The following is a 19,077-nucleotide window of genomic DNA, read 5'->3' on the forward strand; positions in this document are numbered from 1 at the left end:
CGCGCCGACCGCCGCCCGCCAGGTCGTGCTCACGGCTCACGGCCCGGCAGGTCCTGCTCGCGAATCTTGGCCCGGTGGACCAGGCTCGTGGGGTCGGCGCCCGGCTGGTCGCGCTCGGGCCCATGGCCGGGCCGTCCGGCTCGCGGATCAGCGGCCCAGCAGGTCGTGTTCGCGGATGAGCCAGCAGACGGCGGTGAGCCGCAGGGTCGCGAAGTCGTAGCCGACCGGTTCCGACCAGTCGGTCTCCGCCAGCCGGTCGGTGAACCCCAGGACGTAGTCCGCGAGATCCTCCCGCCGCACCATGCCGGCCGGCTCCTCGCAAGGCGTCCGGCCCCCCCGACGGGGGGCGGGGACCAGCGGCACAAGAGCATCACGCACCGCCGCCGCATGCTGGTCGACGGCAGCGACGAGCCCCGGTTCGAAGGAGAACTCCGAGAGCCGGGGCATGTACGTGGCAACCAGGCCGACCAGCGGGCAGCCGGGCGGCCCGCTGTGGGGCAGAGCGTCCATCCCTACACGCTAGACGCAGAACGACCGGCCCAAGACGTGACATCGGTCGCAGAACGCCCATCGGACAGGCCGCCGCGGAGCACCGGTCATCGGTCTGCCTCCACATGGCGGGCGCGGTGCGCGCGCACCTTGCTGCGGTTGCCGCACCGCTCCATGGCGCACCAACGGCGGCGCCCTGGCCGTGAGGTGTCGACGAAGACCAGTCGGCAGTCGTGCGATCCGCACTCACGTACCCGGTGCGCGTAAGGGCCGGTGAAGAGGTCCACGGCGTCGCGGGCCACGGTGGAGAGCAACTGGCCGGCCGTCGCGCCCGGCAACCACTGTCTCGATCCGTCCGCACCGATGCGGGGCACCAGGGCGGGGGCCGCGGCCGCCGCGTTGACCACGGAGACGTCGGCAGGGTCCGTGTCGCCATCGTGCGCCGCCGCGGCGGCCATGCCCCACAAGGCGTTTCGCAGGGTGCGGGCGTCGGCCACCCCCGCGTCGTCCACGCTCAGGCGCGGTTCCCCGGGCAGCCGGCTGGCCGCCACCCAGCGCAGCAGCGCGGGCGGGTCGTGCAGCACCTCGTAGCCCGCGAGGCTGCCTGGGCCGCCAGTGGTGAGCAGTTCCAGGCACAGCGCGCCCGGGTCGAAGCGGAACGCGCCGCCGGAGGGGGTTCCAGCAGCATGCCCGGTGTGTCCGTTGCCCTGTTCACCATGTAACCACTATAACTGGTTTCCATGACGCTGCATTGGAAGCTCGTGATCGACTCCGCGGATCCGCACGCTCAGGCCGCTTTCTGGGCCGAGGCCCTGGGCTACGTGGTCGAGGACCACAGCACACTCATCGAGCAGCTCCTCGCACAGGGCGCCGCACCGCCGGAGGCGACCCTGGAAACACACGGTCGCCGTGCGTGGCGTGATCTGGCCGCGGTCCGGCATCCGGACGACGACCACGACAAGGTGAGCGACGCCGGGCTCGGGCGCCGCGTGCTGTTCCAGCGGGTGCCGGAGCCGAAGACGGTGAAGAACCGTGTCCACATCGATCTGCACTCCGCCCCTGGGGAGATGGAGGCGGAGACCTCCAGGCTGGAGGCGCTGGGGGCGACAGCACTGCGCCGGGTGAACGAGCAGGGCGGCCGATGGGTGGTGATGAGCGACCCGGAGGGCAACGAGTTCTGCGTCCAGTGACCGTCCACCAGGTGGCCGGGGACCGTCCGGGGGCGGACCCGAGCATGTCCGTTGAGCGAACGGCCGTGACCGATTTCCGCCCTTGACGCCTTGTCAGGTCGTCACTGAACATCAGCACGCACAACGCACAAGCACGCGCAACGCGTTCGATGAGCACGCTCCAGCGCCCCGGGGACCGCCAACCCCGGGGCGTCACGCACGTTCCGTCCTGTCCCCGTACGGAATCCGGAGCCCCCACATGAAGCTCTCCGCTCCCAGATGTTCCGCCGTGGCCGCCGCGTTCGCCCTGGCAGGGCTGCTCGCGTCCGGCGCTCCCACGGCGTCCGCCGCTCCCGCGGCCCCGGTGCCCGCCCTCGCGGCACCCGACATACCGCTCGCCAACGTCAAGGCGCACCTGAACCGCCTCCAGACGATCGCCACCGAGAACGGCGGCAACCGGGCCCACGGCCGGGCCGGCTACAAGGCCTCCGTCGACTATGTGAAGGCCCAGCTGGACGCGGCGGGATTCACCACCTCCGTCCAGCAGTTCAGCTACAACGGCACCACCGGCTACAACCTGATAGCCGACTGGCCCGGCGGTGACGTCAACCGCACGGTGATGGCCGGCGCCCATCTCGACTCCGTCAGCTCCGGTGCCGGCATCAACGACAACGGATCCGGTTCCGCGGCCGTGCTGGAAGCCGCGCTCGCCGTCTCCCGCGCCCAGCTCCAGCCCGCGAAGCATCTGCGCTTCGGCTGGTGGGGAGCGGAGGAGCTGGGCCTGGTGGGCTCGAAGCACTACGTCAACAGCCTGCCGTCCACGGAGCGGTCGAAGATCTCCGGCTATCTGAACTTCGACATGATCGGCTCCCCGAACCCGGGCTACTTCGTCTACGACGACGACCCGACGATCGAGCAGACCCTCAAGGGCTACTTCGCGGGCCTCGGTGTCCCCACCGAGATCGAGACCGAGGGCGACGGCCGCTCGGACCACGCGTCGTTCAAGAACGTGGGCATACCGGTCGGCGGCCTCTTCACCGGAGCGAGCCGCACCAAGACCAGCGCCCAGGCCCAGAAGTGGGGCGGCACGGCCGGTCAGGCCTTCGACCGCTGCTACCACTCCTCGTGCGACTCCACGTCGAACATCAACGACACCGCACTGGACCGCAACAGCGACGCGATCGCCCACGCGCTGTGGACGCTGTCCGCCGGCACGACGGAACCGCCCGGCGAGCTGTACGAGAACACCGCCGACGTCGCCGTCCCCGACGCCGGCGCAGCCGTCACCTCCACCGTGTCCGTCACCGGCCGCACCGGCAACGCGCCCGCCGCCCTCAAGGTCGGCGTGGACATCAAGCACACCTGGCGCGGCGACCTGGTCGTGGACCTGGTGGCCCCGGACGGGACCGCCTACCGGCTGAAGAACTCGAGCGGCAGCGACTCCGCGGACAACGTCATCACCACGTACACGGTGGACGCGTCCGCCGAAGCAGCCAACGGCGACTGGAAGCTGCGCGTGCAGGACGTGGCGCGCTACGACACCGGGTACATCGACAGCTGGAAGCTGACCTTCTGAACCCACCACCGGTGGGCCGTCACCATCGACCTGCCGCATGCGCGTGCCTCCGGCTTCCCGGGCACGCGCATGCGGTCGTCGTGCGGGGCGGGGGTGCCGCGCTCAGGACGTGATGTCCCTGGTGGTGAACCGGGCCCACGCCGCCGAGCCGAACACCGCCGCGTACGCCGCCTGCAGGCCCAGGTTCCGCAGCACTCCGTCCCACAGGACCGGTTCGCGCATCAGGTCCGCGAAGGACATCCAGTGGTGCGTGAAGAGATACGGGTGCACGGCGTCCAGTTGCGGGACCGACTGAAGGATCTGCACGGTGATCAGCAGCCCCACGGTGGTCGCCATCGCCGCGATGCCGCTGCTCGTCAGCGTCGACACGAACAGTCCGATCGCGGCCAGTCCCACCAGCGATGCCGCGACGACCGCCGCGATCAGCACGGCCCGCCACAGCCCCTCCGCGAACGGGACGGGAACACCCGAGATCGTCGTGACGTCGCCGACCGGGAAGAACAACACCCCCACGGCGAGCGCCGACAGAGCCACCGTCAGCGTGGCCACCAGGCAGAAGGCCACGACGGCGGCGAACTTGACGAGCAACAGCCTGGCCCGCCCGGCGGGCGCCACCAGCAGATACCGCAGAGTGCCGGCGCTCGCCTCGCCCGCGACCGAGTCGCCGGCGACGACCCCGACCGCCATCGGCAGGAAGAACGGCAGGGTCGCCGCCAGGGCGGCGAAGACCAGGAACAGCCCGTTGTTGGTGATCTGGGAGACGAAGGCGACCCCGGCACCGCCGTCGGGGGCGCCACCGCCGCCCACCCCGCCGCCGTCGCTCGTCTCGATCCTCACGGCGACGCCGATGAGCACCGGCACGGCGGCCAGCACCCCCAGCAGGGCAAGGCTGCGCCAGCGGCGGAAGGTGAGCGTCAGCTCGGAGCGGAACAGGCCCGGCCGGCGGAACAGGCCGGGTACGGGGAAGCGGCGGGGCGCCGACGGCGGCCCGGCGGCCACCGGGCTCTCGACCGGTTCGGCCTTCTCCACCGGCTCGGCGGTCTCAGCCTGCGACATCGAAGCCCTCCCCGGTCAGTGCCACGAACGCGTCCTCCAGCGAGGCACGCTCCACGCCGAAACCCCGTACCCGCACACCGCCGTGGACCAACGCGGCGTTGAGACCGGCCAGTTCCGCCTCGTCCGCCGGCGGTTCCGCCGTCACCCGCTCGCCCTCCCGGACCACACCGGCGAGGCCGTGCTCCGTGAGGATCCGCACCGCCTGCGCCGGGTCCGGCGTGAGGACGGCGAGCCGCCCTCTGGCGCCTGCCGCGAGCTCCGCCACCGGGCCCTGGGTGATCAGGCGCCCCTGGGCCATCACCGCCGCGTGGGTGCACACCTGCTCGATCTCGTCCAGCAGGTGCGAGGAGAGGAAGACGGTGGTGCCGTCCGCGGCCAGCTCCCTCACCAGGGTGCGGATCTCCCGCATGCCCTGCGGGTCCAGGCCGTTCGTCGGCTCGTCCAGCACCAGCAGCTTCCTCGGCCGGAGCAGTGCCGCGGCCAGGCCCAGGCGCTGTTTCATGCCGAGGGAGTAGGCCTTGGCCTTCTTGCCGGCCGCCTGGGTCAGGCCCACCCGGTCCAGCGCGGACGCGACCCGCGCTTCGCGGGTACGGGCATCGGCGGCCGGATCGGCCGAGTCGTAGCGCACCAGGTTGTCCCGCCCGCTGAGGAACCCGTACAGCGCCGGGCCCTCGATCAGTGCGCCGACGTGCGGAAGGACCGAGCCGACGGATCGGGGCACGGGCCGGCCGAGGACCGTGGCCGTGCCGGCCGTGGGCCCGATCAGGCCCATGAGCATGCGGATGGTGGTGGTCTTTCCCGACCCGTTGGGCCCGAGGAAGCCGAAGACGCTGCCGGCCGGCACGCTGAGATCGAGCCGGTCGACGGCCGGCCGGCCGCCCCGGTAACGCTTGGTGAGCCCGCGTGTCTCGATGACGGCGGTCATCCGACTCTCCCGTTCGTCCGTGTCCGCCCGGTCGGCACTCCGCCCCGCCGCAAGGAGCGTACGACGGGGCGGACGGCCGGGGTGGTGCCTGCTGGTGGTCCGTACCGGGCGGCGGTGCGCCGCCCGGCCGTCCTGCCTGCTACTTGCCCTCGTTCGCGGCCTTCACCAGGGCGTCCTTGGTCACGGCGCCGACGTAGACCGTGCCGTCGTCGGTCATCAGGGCGTTGACCAGGCGGGTCTTGAAGACCGTGCCGGAGCCGAACTTGCCTTCGACCTTGTCGCCGAGGGCGTCGAGGAACTGCTGCGCCTCCGGCGGGACGTCGCCCTTCTCGTTCTTCTTCTCATCGGCGCCCTGGCCGGCCGCGGGTCCTTCGATCTTGGCGATGGACGTCCAGCCTTCGCCGATCACGTCGAGACCGCCCATGTCCCCGAGGCCCTCGAACTCCTCGTGACCCTTGGGCGCCCGGGTCCCCTTGTCGTCCGCAGGCTCGTCCGCCTCGGTCACCTTGGCGCCCTTCGGCGGGGTGAAGTCGAACGTGGAGGCGGCCGGCCGGGAGAAGTCGACCTTGGTGAAGCCCACGTCGACCACGGCCTTGCCGCCGCTGCTCGGGTTGAGGGTGAACTTCAGCGGTACGCCGTTCTTCGCGTCCACCGCGATGGTGATCGAGCCGACCGTCGAGCCCTCCTGCTTGGGCTTGACGACCAGCTTGTACGCGTCGCGCCCGGCGACCTGGGACGTGCCGTCGACGGTCACGGACGTGGTGTCGTCCGCGGCCTTCAGCACCTCGTCGGCGAGGTCCTTGGGGGTGGTGGGCAGGTCGTCCGGCGTCCTGCGGTCCTTGCCGTCCTCGCCCTCGCGCTGTCCGTCGCCCTCGGCGTGGAAGACCTCGTTCGAGGCACTGTCGTAGCCCCAGACGTCGTCGCCGTTGTGGATGAGGCTGTACTCGGAGGAGTCCTCCAGGATGGACACCTTCTGCCGGTCGGGGCCGTCGGCCGCGATCCGCAGGGTGTGGGTGCCCGTGGCAAGCTCGGTCAGCTTGGCGTCAGGAGCGGCGGAAGAACCGTCGCCCTGACCGCTTCCGCCGGTGAGCGAACCGGCGAGACCGCCGAAGGACGGCAGTCCGAGGTCCGTGTTGATCTTGACGGTGCCGGAGAGCTGCTGGGTCTCCGACGCGGCGATCTTCTCGATGAGTTCCTGCGCGCTGATCTTCGGCAGATCGGGGTCACCGGAGGCAGCGAGCGCCGGGACGAGCCCGATGGTCGCGGCCGCCACACCGGCCACCGCGACCGGGACGAGGTAGCGGGCCGTCTTGCGGCGCCCCGCCGCGAGGTCCTTGGCCTCTTCGGTGGTCCGTGTGCTGTCGTTCGGTGCCATGGTGTGCCCTACCTCCGTGGTTGGTCAGGGGTGGTGCTCTCCATATGACCAAATCGGCCGAAGGGAAGCGTCAGACCGCGGGCGCAACTTCCTCTACCCCTCTGGGATGAGAAGTACCCCCGGCAACTCACCCGTCCCGTAGGGGGTTCGGCACCGTGAGCTGATCAGCCGGCGCGGTGGACCACCGCGTCGCACAGCTCCTCGAGGGCGGCCTTGGCCGAGCACTCCGGCAGCGGGGCGAGCATCGCCCGCGCCTCCTGGGCGTACCGCACGGTGTCCTTGCGGGCCTGCTCGAGCGCGGGGTGCTCACGCAGCCGCCGCAGCGCTTCCGCGTGCCGCTCGTCGTCGGTCAGGTCACTCTCGAGGAGTGCCACGAGCTCGATGTCCTCCGGCCGGCCGTCGGCGTCCGCGATGGCGCGCAGCCGCAGGACCGGCAGCGTGGGGACCCCTTCGCGCAGGTCGGTCCCGGGGGTCTTGCCGGACTCGTGGGAGTCGGAGGCGATGTCGAGCACGTCGTCGGCGAGCTGGAAGGCGACGCCGAGCCGCTCGCCGTACTGGGTGAGGATGTCGACGACCCGGTCCTCGGCCCCGGACATCATCGCGCCGAAGCGTACGGAGACGGCGACGAGGGAGCCCGTCTTGCCGGCCATGACGTCGAGGTAGTGGTCCACCGGGTCACGGCCGTCGCGGGGTCCCGCGGTCTCCAGGATCTGTCCCGTCACCAGCCGCTCGAACGCCTCCGCCTGGATGCGTACGGCCTCCGGACCCAGGTCGGCCAGGATGTGGGAGGCCCGGGCGAAGAGGAAGTCGCCGGTCAGGACGGCCACCGAGTTTCCCCAGCGGGTGTTCGCACTGTCCACACCGCGCCGTACGTCCGCCTCGTCCATGACGTCGTCGTGGTAGAGCGTCGCGAGATGGGTGAGCTCGACGACCACGGCGGAGGGCACGATCCCCGGCGCGTACGGGTCGCCGAACTGGGCCGCCAGCATCACCAGCAGCGGCCGGAAACGCTTGCCGCCGGCCCGCACCAGGTGCTGGGCGGCCTCAGTGATGAACGGGACCTCGCTCTTGGTGGCGTCGAGCAGGCCCGCCTCGACGGCCGACAACCCGGTCCGGACATCGGCCTCAAGAGCCTGGTCCCGCACGCTCAGCCCGAACGGCTCGACGACGGTCACGAGGAGATCTCCTGTCTGATGACGATCACACGGATTGTCGATGTGTCGCTGGATTCACTCAAGTCAGCGTATCCGGTCGCCTTTCGATCACCATGAGCGCCTTCCCGCCACCCCCGGTATGTTCGTGATCAGCCTCAATGGTAGGAAATGCACTGTTTGATCGTTACCGTCGGACCACCGCCCCTCACGCGCCGCCGAGGTGCTGCCATGCGTATCCGTACCGACTTCCCGTACGAAACGGTCCACACGGATCTCCGCGTCACGCTGCCCGGACCGCCGGGGATTCCCGGCGACTCCCCGGACGCCGGCGGACCCGTCGATCTGTACGCGCGGGTGTGGCGGCCGGTCACCGACGAGCCCGTGCCCGCGCTGCTCGAGTACGCGCCGCACCGGCTCACCGACGCGACGGCGGTCCGCGACGGTGAACGCCACCCCTGGTACGCGGGCCACGGCTACGCCTCCGTGCGGGTCGACGTACGCGGCCACGGGAACAGCGGCGGCGTCCCCGGCGGAGAGTACGACGCGGTCGAGCTCGCCGACGGCGTCGCGGTGATCGAGTGGCTGGCCCGCCAGCCGTGGTGCAGCGGCCGGGTCGGCATGTTCGGGATCGGCACGGGCGGCCGGAGCGCGCTGCGGATCGCGGCGCTCGCGCCGGAACCACTGCGGGCGGTGGTGGTCGTGGACGCGAGCGACGACCCGTACGACAACGACGGCCCCTACGCGGGCGGGGCCGTCGCCGCCCAGGGGCTGCACTCGACGGCCGCGGGCAGGCTGGCGCTCGCGGCCCGGCCGCCCGACCCGCTCCACACGGGCGACGGATGGCTCGCGATGTGGCTCGCCCGGCTGGAGGCCCTCACCCCCACGGCCCCCACCTGGCTGGCCCACCCGCATCGGGACGAGTTCTGGCGGAGCGCCGGCGTCAGCGACGACACCACGGCGGTGCGGGCCGCCGTGCTGGCCGTGAGCGGGCTGCACACGCCGTACCGGGACACGGTCCTCCGGCTGGTCGAGAAGCTCCCCGGGGACCGGGTGCGCGGACTGATCGGGCCGTGGCCGCACCAATACCCGGACCGGAACCCCGACCAGGAACGCGGACAGGAGCACCCACGGGAGCGGGGACCGGCGATCGGCTTTCTCCAGGAGACGCTCCGGTGGTGGGACCACTGGCTCAAGGACAAGGACACGGGCGTGCTGTCGGAACCGCTGCTGCGGTGCCGGCTCGGGACGGCCGACCCTTCGCGGGGGCACTGGACCGGGACGGAGGCGTGGCCGCCGCCGCAGGTCACCGTCGTCCCGTACACGCTGGGTGGCAGCCCTGTCGTCGTCGACTCGCCGCTCCGCACCGGGACGGACGCGGGCCGCTTCCTGCCGGTCGGCCACGACGGCGATCTGCCGCCGGACCAGCGGGAGGAGGACGCGCGGTCGGCGTGCTTCGAGTTCCCCGTCGGCGACGGCGCCCTCACCGTTCTCGGCCGCCCCCGGGTCACGCTGCGCCTGCGCCCCGCCGTCTCCGGCGGGGTCGTCGTGGCGCGGCTCTGCGACGTCGCCCCCGACGGTCTGTCCACGCTCGTCACCCGCGGGGCGCTGAACCTCGCCGCCCGCCGGGGCCCGGAGCGTGCGGTGCCCTGGCCTGCCGGCACGGTGGAGGACGTGACGTTCGAGCTGGCGGCGGCCGGCCACGTCTTCGAGTCGGGGCACCGCATCCGGCTCGCCGTCTCCTCCGCGTACTGGCCGTGGATCTGGCCGCACCCGGCTCCCGGAGGCATCACCCTCGACCCTGCGGGCTCCCGGCTCGACCTGCCGGTCCGGCAACGGCCCGGAACACAGGAGCGCGAGGAGCCCGTCCGCTTCGCGGAGCCGGAGCACTCCGCGGCGCCCCCGGTCGCCGTCCCCCAGACGCTCGACGAGCCGCCGCCGCGGCTGCTGCTCACCCGCGATGTGCCGGCCGGCCGCTGGACGCTCGCGGCGACACCCCACCGTGGGGGCACCCAGGTGCACCCGGACGGTCTGGAGTACACGGAGGAGAGCCACGAGACGTACACGATCGAGGACGGCGACCCGCTCTCCGCCCGCGCCCGCGCCGAGTGGACGATCCGGCTGCACCGGCCGGAGACCGCCTGGGACGTACGTGTCGAGACCCGGTCCGGGATCAGCTGCGAGGCGGCGGGCTTCGTCACGTCCGACGAGCTGGTGTGCAGGCACGGCGACGAGATCGTCTTCCACCGCACCTGGGAGGAACGCATCTCCCGGCCGGCGGGCTGAACCGGCTGCCCGGCACGGTGCCATGACCGTGGGGCGGCCACGTAACGTGTCACCCACATCCGTGGAAAGCGAGGCAAGCACCGATGCCCGAGCAGAGCCCGCTCGATCTCCCCGAGGGCGATCCCTTCGGCCCGCACAACCTTCCGTACGGCGTCTTCACCACGGCCGGCGAACCCGACCGCAGGCGGCTCGGTGTCCGGATCGGGAACCACGTGCTCGACGTCGGCGCCGCCGCGCACGCGCTCGGCTCCCCCTATGCCGGACTGCTGGCCAGACCGAGTCTCGACCCGCTGCTGGCGGCCGGGCGTACGACGTGGCGCGATGTGCGCAGGGCCGTCACCGCCTGGGTCACGGTGCCGGCGCACCGGCCCGACATAGAGCCGCTGCTGCACCCGCTGGACGCCGTGACGATGCACCTCCCGTACGAGGTGGCGGACTACGTCGACTTCTACGCGAGCGAGCACCACGCCACCAACGTGGGCCGGATCTTCCGCCCCGACGGCGAGCCGCTGACGCCCAACTGGAAGCATCTGCCGATCGGTTACCACGGCAGGTCCGGCACGGTCGTCGTCTCCGGCACCGACGTCGTACGCCCCTCGGGACAGCGCAAGGCGCCCACCGACCCCGCGCCCGTCTTCGGCCCCTCCGTGAAGCTCGACATCGAGGCCGAGGTCGGCTTCCTCGTCGGTACGCCCTCGGAGCAGGGGAAGCCGGTGGCCCTGGCGGACTTCCGTGACCACGTCTTCGGCCTCTTCCTGCTCAACGACTGGTCGGCGCGCGACATCCAGGCCTGGGAGTACGTGCCGCTCGGCCCGTTCCTCGGCAAGTCCTTCGCCACGTCCGTCGCCGCCTGGGTGACCCCGCTGGAGGCACTGGACGCGGCAAGGACCGCCCCGCCCGCCCGCGACGCCGAGCTGCTGCCCTACCTCGACGACTCGGCGGAGGAGGAGCCGGGCGGGTTCGACGTACGGATCTCCGTGGCGATCAACGGCCAGGTCGTCGCGCAGCCGCCGTTCGACACCATGTACTGGACGGCCGCCCAGCAGCTGGCCCATATGACGGTCAACGGCGCCTCTCTCCGGACGGGCGACCTCTACGGCTCCGGCACCGTCAGCGGCCCCGAGGTGAACCAGCGCGGTTCGCTGCTCGAGCTCACCTGGAACGGCCGCGACGCCCTCGAACTCCCGGAGGGCAAGCGGACGTTCCTCGAGGACGGCGACGTGGTCACGCTGACCGCCTGGGCCCCGGGCCCGGACGGTGTACGGGTCGGGCTCGGCGAGGTCGCGGGACGCATCGTCCCGGCGCGCTGACGTCCCTCCTGGTCAGGATGAAGGCCCGGCCCCCGGCTCAGGGGCGCCGGGCCTTCGCGCGGTCCCCTCAGCCGCGCCCCGCCGTGGTCACTCGGCCCGCCAGAGCGCCGGGACCGACGGTGGCTCCCAGCCGGGCTGGGCCGCGTGCCCCTGGAGACACACGTAGGTGACGCCTCCATAGGTCACGCGGGCACCCGGCGCGTACGTCGTGCCCGCGGCCCATGTGCCGCCGGGCGGAGGTGTGGTCGGCCCCTCGGTGGGGCCCGGGCCCGGGGTCTGCGGCACGTTCAGCACGAAGTCGAAGGCCGCCTCCCGCGCGCCGCCGCTGTCGCGCACGGTCATCAGCAGCCGCGGGTCGAACAGCGCGTCGGTGGTGTTGCGGGGCTCGTTCGGGAAATAGAGCTGGGTGGTCAGTACGGGGCGGCCGGGGGCCTGCACCTTGACGTGGAGGTGCCGGGTGCGGCCCGGGTACAGGCCCGGCACGATCGTGGTGAGGGAGAACACGCCCCGGGCGTCGGTGAACTGGTGCCCACGGAAGCGGAAGCCCACGTTGTCGTAGGCGCCGTTGACGTCGGCCTGCCAGAAGTCGAGCAGGACGCCGCTCAGCGGGAGGCAGGCCAGCCCGAAGACATGGCCGGTCACGGTCAGCCGCGAGCCCGGGGTGCCTGGCTCCAGCAGTGAGGACCGCCTCGGCGAGCTGGGCTTGAAGTAGGGGCCCTCCATCTGCGGCGGCGTCGGGTCGTCGCCGTCGTCGCACTCCGGAGTGAGGGCGGGGGCCTCGCCGGTCGCCGACGCGGTGCGTGCCGACGCCGGCACGCCCATGAGGCCGATCGGCGCCGCCACGGACGCGGCGAGCGCCGCGCGCAGCACCGTCTTGCGGCTCGGGTGCCGGGCCGGTGAGTCTTCTGTGGTGATGTCCTCGGGGTGTTCTCCGGTCGTGCCGGTGGCGCCGTCCATGCTTGCTCCTTCGTGGGGGCGTGGGGGATCGGCAACGAAACTACGCAGGCGGCTGCGGCCGGACGATGGACGGGAGCCGGTGGTCGTGGTGATTACCTCCTCCGACGTCCCTGCCGCGCCGGAAGTCACCGGGGCTCACCCCTGTCTCCCTCTTGAAGAAGCGGCAGAAGTACGCCGGATCGGTGAAGCCGACGCGGCCGGCCACCTGCCGCACCGTGAGACGGGTCCTGGCCAGCAGCCGTTTCGCCTCGTGGACCTTGGCCTCACGGACCAGCCGGCCGGGGGTGCTGCCGGTGGCCGCCTTGACCGCCTCCGTGAGATACCCGCCGCTCACCCCGATGCGCTCGGCACACGCATGCACCGACCACAGGCCGGGGTCGTTGCGGGCGATCAGCGCGACGAACTCCTCCGCCACCGCGCCGGGCCGGGTGAGGGGCCGCGCGGCCGCCGGCTCGGGAAGACGCGCGGCCCGGACGACGAGGATGTGCAGCAGGGCCCGCAGCACGGTCGCGAATCCGTCGGCTCCGGTGCGGTACTCGTCGTCGAGGTCGGCGACGAGCCGGGCGGTCCGATCGTGGGTCGCCTCATCCAGGTCCCGCCAGGGCTGCTCCCCCAGGCGCCGCAGCAGTTCCCGGTCACCGGGATGGTCGAGCAGGAAGTCCTCCGTGAACAGTACGACGGAGCCCTCCCGCCCGGCCGCCCCCTCCCAGTGGTGCACCTGGCCCGGTGCGATGACGCCGAGGTGGGGCGGCCGCAGTTCCCAGCGGGCGAGGTCGACCACATGGGCCCCGGTCCCGGCGGTGACATGGACGATCTCGTAGAAGGTGTGGCGGTGCGGGAAGTCTGCCCGGGACATCGGGCCGATGGTGTCGAAGGTGCCGATGGCGAACGGCATGGCGTTGGGCATCGGCACCTCGAGGCGGTGCACGGGCAGCACGCCCTCTTGTGGGGCCCGGCAGGGCGTCGCCCCGGGTGACACCGTCGTACCGCGCATGGTCCTGCTCCTCTCGCTCGCGACTGCTGACAGGTCCAGACCAATCGCGATCACCATGGCACGCCGGGCCCGGCCGCGGAACAGGGCGTGCGGACCCCTACCTCTCGACGAGTCGGACGACGACGACGAAGGAGGCTCCGATCAGCAGCAGACCGGCACCGGCGGCATTCCACGGCCGGTGCCCGCGCACCAGGTTCCGGAGGCACCCGGTGAGGGCGACGGCGGCCGCCACGAGGCCCGGGACGCCGAGCACGGCGGCGGTCCAGTACGCCCACGAGTGCTCACCGAGGAACCTGAGCAGCAGCATCGACGGCAGGAGCAGCACCAGTGGCCAGGAGCCGGCGCTCCTGGCTCCTTCCGGCGCATTCGCCGTCCCCTGCGAAGTGTTCGGGTCCTGCGGAGTGTTGCGGCCGCTCATTGGTTCCCCCTGGTTCGTATCGGTCATCGATCGACGGCACCGGACGCTGGTCGGGCGCCCGGCGGTTGCGCAGGAAGTCAACACGAGGTGATTCGTTCACACGTGCGCGGGGTGCTGATCCCCTCCCCGAACACGCCGAAGGTCCGGCCTCTCCCCCGAGGAGACGCCGGACCTTCTCGCTGTGCCGCCCGTCAGCGGACGAACACGCCCGCCTGGCTCGCCAGATCCAGGAAGTACTGCGGGGCGAGACCGAGGACGAGCGTGACCGCAACGCCGACCCCGATCGTCGTCATCGTCAGCGGCGACGGCACCGCCACCGTCGGGCCCTCAGGCTTCGGCTCGCTGAAGAACATCAGCACGATGACCCGGATGTAGAAGAACGCGGCGATCGCCGACGAGATCACACCGACCACGACCAGCGCCCCGGCGCCGCCCTCCGCCGCCGCCTTGAAGACCGCGAACTTGCCCGCGAAACCGGAGGTCAGCGGAATGCCCGCGAAGGCCAGCAGGAACACCGCGAAGACGGCGGCCACCAGCGGTGAACGCCGCCCCAGCCCCGCCCACTTGGACAGGTGCGTGGCCTCGCCGCCCGCGTCACGGACCAGGGTGACGACCGCGAACGCGCCGATCGTCACGAAGGAGTAGGCCAGCAGGTAGAAGAGGACGGACGAGATGCCCTCGGGAGTCGTGGCGATGACACCGGCGAGGATGAAACCGGCGTGGGCGATCGACGAGTACGCCAGCAGCCGCTTGATGTCGGTCTGCGTGATCGCGACGATCGCACCGCCGAGCATGGTGACGATGGCGATCGCCCACATGACCGGCTGCCAGTCCCAGGCGAGGCCCGGCAGCACCACGTACAGCAGCCGCAGCAGCGCACCGAAGGCGGCGACCTTGGTGGCCGCGGCCATGAAGCCGGTGACCGGGGTCGGCGCGCCCTGGTAGACGTCCGGCGTCCACATGTGGAACGGCACCGCACCGACCTTGAACAGCAGGCCCATCAGGATCAGCGCGCCGCCGATCAGCAGCAGCGCGTCGTTGCCCATGGTGTCGGCGAGCGCCGGGTCGATGGTGCGCACGCTGCCCTCGACGACGTCCGCGATCCGGCCGTACGAGACGGAGCCCGCGTAGCCGTAGACCAGAGCGATGCCGAAGAGCAGGAACGCGGAGGAGAACGCGCCCAGCAGGAAGTACTTCACCGCCGCCTCCTGCGACATGAGCCGCTTGCGGCGGGCCACGGCGCACAGGAGGTACAGCGGGAGGGAGAACACCTCGAGGGCGATGAACAGCGTCAGCAGATCGTTGGCGGCCGGGAAGACCAGCATGCCGGTGATCGCGAACAGCACGAGCGGGAACACCTCTGTGGTGGTGAACCCCGCCTTGACCGCGGCCTTCTCGTGCTCGCTGCCCGGTACGGCGGCGGCCTCCGCGGCGAACGAGTCGATGCGGTTGCCGTGCGCCGCCGGGTCGAGCCGGCGTTCGGCGAAGGTGAACACCGACACCAACGAGGCCAGCAGGATGGTGCCCTGAAGGAACAGCGCCGGGCCGTCGACGGCGATGGCGCCCATCGCCGCGATCTGCTTCTCGGTGGTGCCGTACCCGCCCGCGGCGAGCCCGACGACCGCCGCGAAGGCGGCCGCGAGCGCGACGGTCGTGAGGAACAGCTGGGTGTAGTAGCGGGCCCTGCGCGGGACGAACGCCTCCACCAGGATGCCCAGGACGGCCGCGCCGACGACGATCAGCGCGGGCGCCAGTTGTGCGTACTCGATGTGGGGCGTGGGGATCTTGCCGAGGGGCTCGACCTCCGCCGCCGTTGTCCACAGGCTGTGGACAGCTGTAGCGCTCACTTGGCCGCCTCCACATCGGGCCGGGGGTCCTGCTTCTGTACGTCGGACATCGTGTGCTCCACGGCCGGGTCGATGATCTCCGTCAGCGGCTTCGGGAAGACGCCGAGGAAGAGCAGCAGGGCGATCAGCGGGGCGACCACCGCCAGTTCACGCACCCTGAGGTCCGGCATCGTGCGCACCTCGGCCTTCACCGGGCCGGTCATCGTCCGCTGGTAGAGGACGAGGGTGTAGAGCGCGGCGAGCACGATGCCGAAGGTCGCGATGATCCCGGCCACCGGATAGGCGGCGAACGTGCCGACCAGGACCAGGAATTCACTGACGAACGGTGCGAGTCCCGGCAGCGAGAGCGTGGCCAGCCCGCCGATCAGGAACGTGCCGGCGAGCACCGGGGCGACCTTCTGCACACCGCCGTAGTCGGCGATGAGCCGCGAACCGCGCCGCGAGATGAGGAAGCCGGCCACCAGCATCAGCGCCGCCGTGGACAGGCCGTGGTTGACCATGTAGAGCGTCGCGCCCGACTGGCCCTGGCTGGTCATGGCGAAGATGCCGAGGATGATGAAGCCGAAGTGCGAGACCGACGCGTAGGCGATCAGGCGCTTGATGTCGCGCTGGCCGACCGCGAGCAGCGCGCCGTAGACGATGCTGACCAGCGCCAGCACGATGATCGCCGGGGTCGCCCACTTCGACGCCTCCGGGAAGAGCTGGAGACAGAACCGCAGCATCGCGAAGGTGCCGACCTTGTCGACGACCGCCGTGATGAGCACGGCGACGGGGGCCGTCGCCTCGCCCATGGCGTTCGGAAGCCAGGTGTGCAGCGGCCACAGCGGCGCCTTGATCGCGAAGGCGAAGAAGAAGCCGAGGAACAGCAGCCGTTCGGTGGTGGTCGCCATCTCCAGCGAGCCGCTCGCCCTGGCCTCCGCGATCTCGGAGAGGGAGAAGCTGCCCGCCACCACGTACAACCCGATGACGGCGGCGAGCATGATCAGGCCGCCGGCCAGGTTGTACAGCAGGAACTTGACCGCCGCGTACGACCGCTGGGCGGCGGCGTTCTCGTCGGTGCCGGAGTGGGCGCGATCGCCGAAGCCGCCGATGAGGAAGTACATCGGGATGAGCATGGCTTCGAACAGGATGTAGAAGAGGAAGACGTCGGTGGCCTCGAAGGACAGGACCACCATCGCCTCGACCATGAGGATCAGGGCGAAGAAGCCCTGAGTGGGCCGCCAGCGTGACGACTTGCTCTCCAGGGGGTCGGCGTCGTGCCAGCCCGCGAGGATGACGAACGGGATCAGCAGCGCGGTGAGCGCCACCATCACGACCCCGATGCCGTCCACGCCGAGTTCGTAGCGGACGCCGAAGTCGGCGATCCAGGCGTGTGATTCGGTGAGCTGGTACCGGTCACCGCCGGGCTCGAACCGTACGAGCACGATCGCGGCCATGACCAGCGTGGCGAGCGAGAAGAGCAGGGCCACCCATTTGGCGACGGTCCTGCGCGCGGCGGGGACGGCGGCGGTGACGATGGCGCCCACCGCCGGGAGCACCGCCGTGGCCGTCAGGATCGGGAAGGACATGTCAGACCGCCCTCATCAGCAGGGTCGCGGCGATCAGGATCGCCGTACCGCCGAACATCGAGACCGCGTAGCTGCGGGCGTAGCCGTTCTGCAGCTTGCGCAGCCGGCCGGAGAGCCCGCCGAACGAGGCGGCCGTGCCGTTCACCACTCCGTCGACCAGGCTGTGGTCGACGTAGACCAGGGACCGGGTGAGGTGCTCGCCGCCGCGGACCAGGACCACGTGGTTGAAGTCGTCCTGGAGCAGGTCACGGCGGGCGGCCCGGGTGAGCAGCGAGCCGCGCGGTGCGGTGACCGGCACCGGCCGGCGCCCGTACATCAGGTAGGCGATCAGAGCGCCGGCCAGCAGGACGACCATGGTCGCGGTCGTGATGGCCGGGACGCTGATCACCGGGTGCGGGTGCTCGAACTCGGTGACCGGGGCCAGCCAGTTGGCGAACCGGTCGCCGATGGAGAAGAACGCTCCGGCGAAGACCGACCCGAAGGCGAGCACGATCATGGGGATCGTCATCGACTTGGGCGACTCGTGCGGGTGCGGCATCTCACCGGGGGTCACCTCGACGCCCGGCTCGACGCTCGCGTCCTTCTCCGGGTCGGGCGCCGGCTGCCAGCGCTTCTCACCGAAGAAGGTCATGATCATCACGCGCGTCATGTAGAACGCGGTGATGCCCGCGCCGAGCAGCGCGACCCCACCGAAGATCCAGCCGCGGATCCCGTCGTCGTAGGCGAACGCCGCCTCGATGATCTTGTCCTTGGACCAGAAGCCGGACAGGCCGGGGAAGCCGATGATCGCCAGGTAGCCGAGACCGAACGTGACGAAGGTGATCGGCATGTACTTCCGAAGACCGCCGTACCTCCTCATGTCCACCTCGTCGTTCATGCCGTGCATGACCGAGCCGGCACCGAGGAAGAGCCCGGCCTTGAAGAAGCCGTGCGTCACCAGGTGCATGATCGCGAAGGCGTAACCGATCGGGCCGAGGCCGGCCGCGAGCACCATGTAGCCGATCTGCGACATCGTCGAACCGGCCAGCGCCTTCTTGATGTCGTCCTTCGCGCAACCGACGATCGCACCGAAGAGCAGCGTGACCGCGCCGACGATGACGACGGCGAGCTGGGCGTCCGGGGCGGCGTTGAAGATCGCGCCGGAGCGGACGATGAGGTAGACACCGGCGGTGACCATGGTGGCCGCGTGGATCAGGGCGGAGACGGGGGTCGGGCCCTCCATCGCGTCCCCGAGCCAGGACTGCAGCGGCACCTGGGCCGACTTGCCGCACGCGGCGAGCAGCAGCATCAGGCCGATCGCCGTCAGCATGCCCTCGCTGGTCTCCCCGGTCGCCCCCAGCACCGGGCCGAACGCGAAGGTGCCGAAGGTGGTGAACATCAGCATGATCGCGATCGACAGGCCCATGTCGCCGACGCGGTTGACGAGGAACGCCTTCTTCGCCGCGGTCGCCGCGCTCGGCTTGTGCTGCCAGAAACCGATGAGCAGGTAGGACGCGAGACCGACGCCCTCCCAGCCCATGTACAGCAGCAGGTAGTTGTCGGCGAGGACCAGCAGGAGCATCGCCGCGAGGAACAGGTTCAGGTAGCCGAAGAAGCGGCGGCGCCGCTCGTCGTGCTCCATGTAACCGATCGAGTAGATGTGGATCAGGGTGCCCACACCGGTGATCAGCAGGACGAAGGTCATCGACAGCTGGTCGAGCTGGAAGGCGATGTCCGCCTGGAAGCCCTCGACGGGGACCCAGCTGAACAACTTCTGGTGCAGGGCGCGTTCCTCCCCGCCCTTGCCGAGCATGTCGACGAACAGCACCGCACCGACGACGAAGGACGCGGCGGCGAGCAGGGTGCCCAGCCAGTGGCCGGTCCGGTCGAGGCGGCGCCCGCCGCACAGCAGGACCGCCGCTCCGAGCAGAGGCGCCGCGACGAGCAGCGCAATCAGGTTCTCCACGATTCTTCCGA

Annotated in this window: 16 protein-coding genes; 4 read left to right on the top strand and 12 right to left on the bottom strand. The window is 71.1% G+C overall.

What is annotated here, in order from left to right:
* Window positions 1-147 precede the first annotated feature (147 nt).
* A complete protein-coding gene (locus GLX30_RS15485) occupies window positions 148-510 on the bottom strand; it encodes a DUF6401 family natural product biosynthesis protein (protein WP_159688696.1) in 363 nt (120 codons plus the stop codon).
* 86 nt (window positions 511-596) lie between these two features.
* Window positions 597-1,073 carry a CGNR zinc finger domain-containing protein gene (locus tag GLX30_RS15490; RefSeq protein WP_347879766.1) on the bottom strand — a complete coding sequence of 159 codons (477 nt, stop codon included), beginning with the start codon at window positions 1,071-1,073 and terminating at the stop codon, window positions 597-599.
* A gap of 156 nt (window positions 1,074-1,229) precedes the next feature.
* Between GLX30_RS15490 and GLX30_RS15495 the strand changes: the two genes are divergently transcribed.
* Together GLX30_RS15495 and GLX30_RS15500 are read left to right on the top strand one after the other, a co-directional pair.
* Window positions 1,230-1,679, top strand: a complete 450-nt coding sequence (locus GLX30_RS15495) for a VOC family protein (RefSeq protein WP_159688699.1) — start codon at window positions 1,230-1,232, stop codon at window positions 1,677-1,679.
* A gap of 238 nt (window positions 1,680-1,917) precedes the next feature.
* Entirely contained in the window at window positions 1,918-3,234 is a 1,317-nt protein-coding gene (locus GLX30_RS15500; protein WP_159688702.1) for a M28 family metallopeptidase, read from the top strand.
* Between the two features lie 102 nt (window positions 3,235-3,336).
* Here the strand turns inward: GLX30_RS15500 and GLX30_RS15505 are convergent, their stop codons facing one another.
* The 4 genes from GLX30_RS15505 to GLX30_RS15520 all read right to left on the bottom strand — a co-directional run bounded on the left by GLX30_RS15505 (window position 3,337) and on the right by GLX30_RS15520 (window position 7,765).
* On the bottom strand, window positions 3,337-4,290 hold the full coding sequence (locus GLX30_RS15505) for an ABC transporter permease (protein ID WP_244258163.1): 954 nt from the start codon (window positions 4,288-4,290) through the stop codon (window positions 3,337-3,339).
* On the bottom strand, window positions 4,277-5,215 hold the full coding sequence (locus GLX30_RS15510; protein WP_159688704.1) for an ABC transporter ATP-binding protein: 939 nt from the start codon (window positions 5,213-5,215) through the stop codon (window positions 4,277-4,279). The genes GLX30_RS15505 and GLX30_RS15510 overlap by 14 nt, the downstream gene beginning before the upstream one ends.
* Window positions 5,216-5,354: 139 nt before the next feature.
* On the bottom strand, window positions 5,355-6,590 hold the full coding sequence (locus tag GLX30_RS15515) for a DUF2092 domain-containing protein (protein WP_159688707.1): 1,236 nt from the start codon (window positions 6,588-6,590) through the stop codon (window positions 5,355-5,357).
* Window positions 6,591-6,754: 164 nt separating this feature from the next.
* Window positions 6,755-7,765 (bottom strand): polyprenyl synthetase family protein, encoded by a 1,011-nt coding sequence (locus tag GLX30_RS15520; protein WP_159688710.1) that lies wholly within the window; start codon window positions 7,763-7,765, stop codon window positions 6,755-6,757.
* 207 nt (window positions 7,766-7,972) lie between these two features.
* Between GLX30_RS15520 and GLX30_RS15525 the strand changes: the two genes are divergently transcribed.
* Together GLX30_RS15525 and fahA are read left to right on the top strand one after the other, a co-directional pair.
* Window positions 7,973-10,027, top strand: a complete 2,055-nt coding sequence (locus tag GLX30_RS15525) for a CocE/NonD family hydrolase (protein ID WP_159688713.1) — start codon at window positions 7,973-7,975, stop codon at window positions 10,025-10,027.
* Between the two features lie 83 nt (window positions 10,028-10,110).
* On the top strand, window positions 10,111-11,337 hold the full coding sequence (fahA, locus tag GLX30_RS15530; protein WP_159688716.1) for a fumarylacetoacetase: 1,227 nt from the start codon (window positions 10,111-10,113) through the stop codon (window positions 11,335-11,337).
* A gap of 87 nt (window positions 11,338-11,424) precedes the next feature.
* Here the strand turns inward: fahA and GLX30_RS15535 are convergent, their stop codons facing one another.
* The 6 genes from GLX30_RS15535 to nuoL all read right to left on the bottom strand — a co-directional run bounded on the left by GLX30_RS15535 (window position 11,425) and on the right by nuoL (window position 19,066).
* Window positions 11,425-12,294 carry a carbohydrate-binding protein gene (locus GLX30_RS15535; RefSeq protein ID WP_244258164.1) on the bottom strand — a complete coding sequence of 290 codons (870 nt, stop codon included), beginning with the start codon at window positions 12,292-12,294 and terminating at the stop codon, window positions 11,425-11,427.
* Window positions 12,295-12,334: 40 nt separating this feature from the next.
* Window positions 12,335-13,288, bottom strand: a complete 954-nt coding sequence (locus tag GLX30_RS15540) for a helix-turn-helix domain-containing protein (RefSeq protein WP_159688718.1) — start codon at window positions 13,286-13,288, stop codon at window positions 12,335-12,337.
* A 97-nt stretch (window positions 13,289-13,385) separates the two neighbouring features.
* Window positions 13,386-13,706 carry a hypothetical protein gene (locus GLX30_RS15545; RefSeq protein ID WP_159688721.1) on the bottom strand — a complete coding sequence of 107 codons (321 nt, stop codon included), beginning with the start codon at window positions 13,704-13,706 and terminating at the stop codon, window positions 13,386-13,388.
* 191 nt (window positions 13,707-13,897) lie between these two features.
* Complete coding sequence (gene nuoN, locus GLX30_RS15550; RefSeq protein WP_159688724.1) at window positions 13,898-15,553, bottom strand: NADH-quinone oxidoreductase subunit NuoN; 1,656 nt, start codon at window positions 15,551-15,553, stop codon at window positions 13,898-13,900.
* Entirely contained in the window at window positions 15,550-17,121 is a 1,572-nt protein-coding gene (locus GLX30_RS15555; RefSeq protein ID WP_159688727.1) for an NADH-quinone oxidoreductase subunit M, read from the bottom strand. Before GLX30_RS15555 ends, nuoN begins: the two co-directional genes overlap by 4 nt.
* A gap of 1 nt (window position 17,122) precedes the next feature.
* Window positions 17,123-19,066 carry an NADH-quinone oxidoreductase subunit L gene (gene nuoL / locus GLX30_RS15560; RefSeq protein ID WP_159688730.1) on the bottom strand — a complete coding sequence of 648 codons (1,944 nt, stop codon included), beginning with the start codon at window positions 19,064-19,066 and terminating at the stop codon, window positions 17,123-17,125.
* Between the last annotated feature and the right edge of the window lie 11 nt (window positions 19,067-19,077).

Origin of the sequence: Streptomyces sp. Tu 2975 (assembly GCF_009832925.1) — a bacterium.
Lineage (GTDB): Bacteria > Actinomycetota > Actinomycetes > Streptomycetales > Streptomycetaceae > Streptomyces.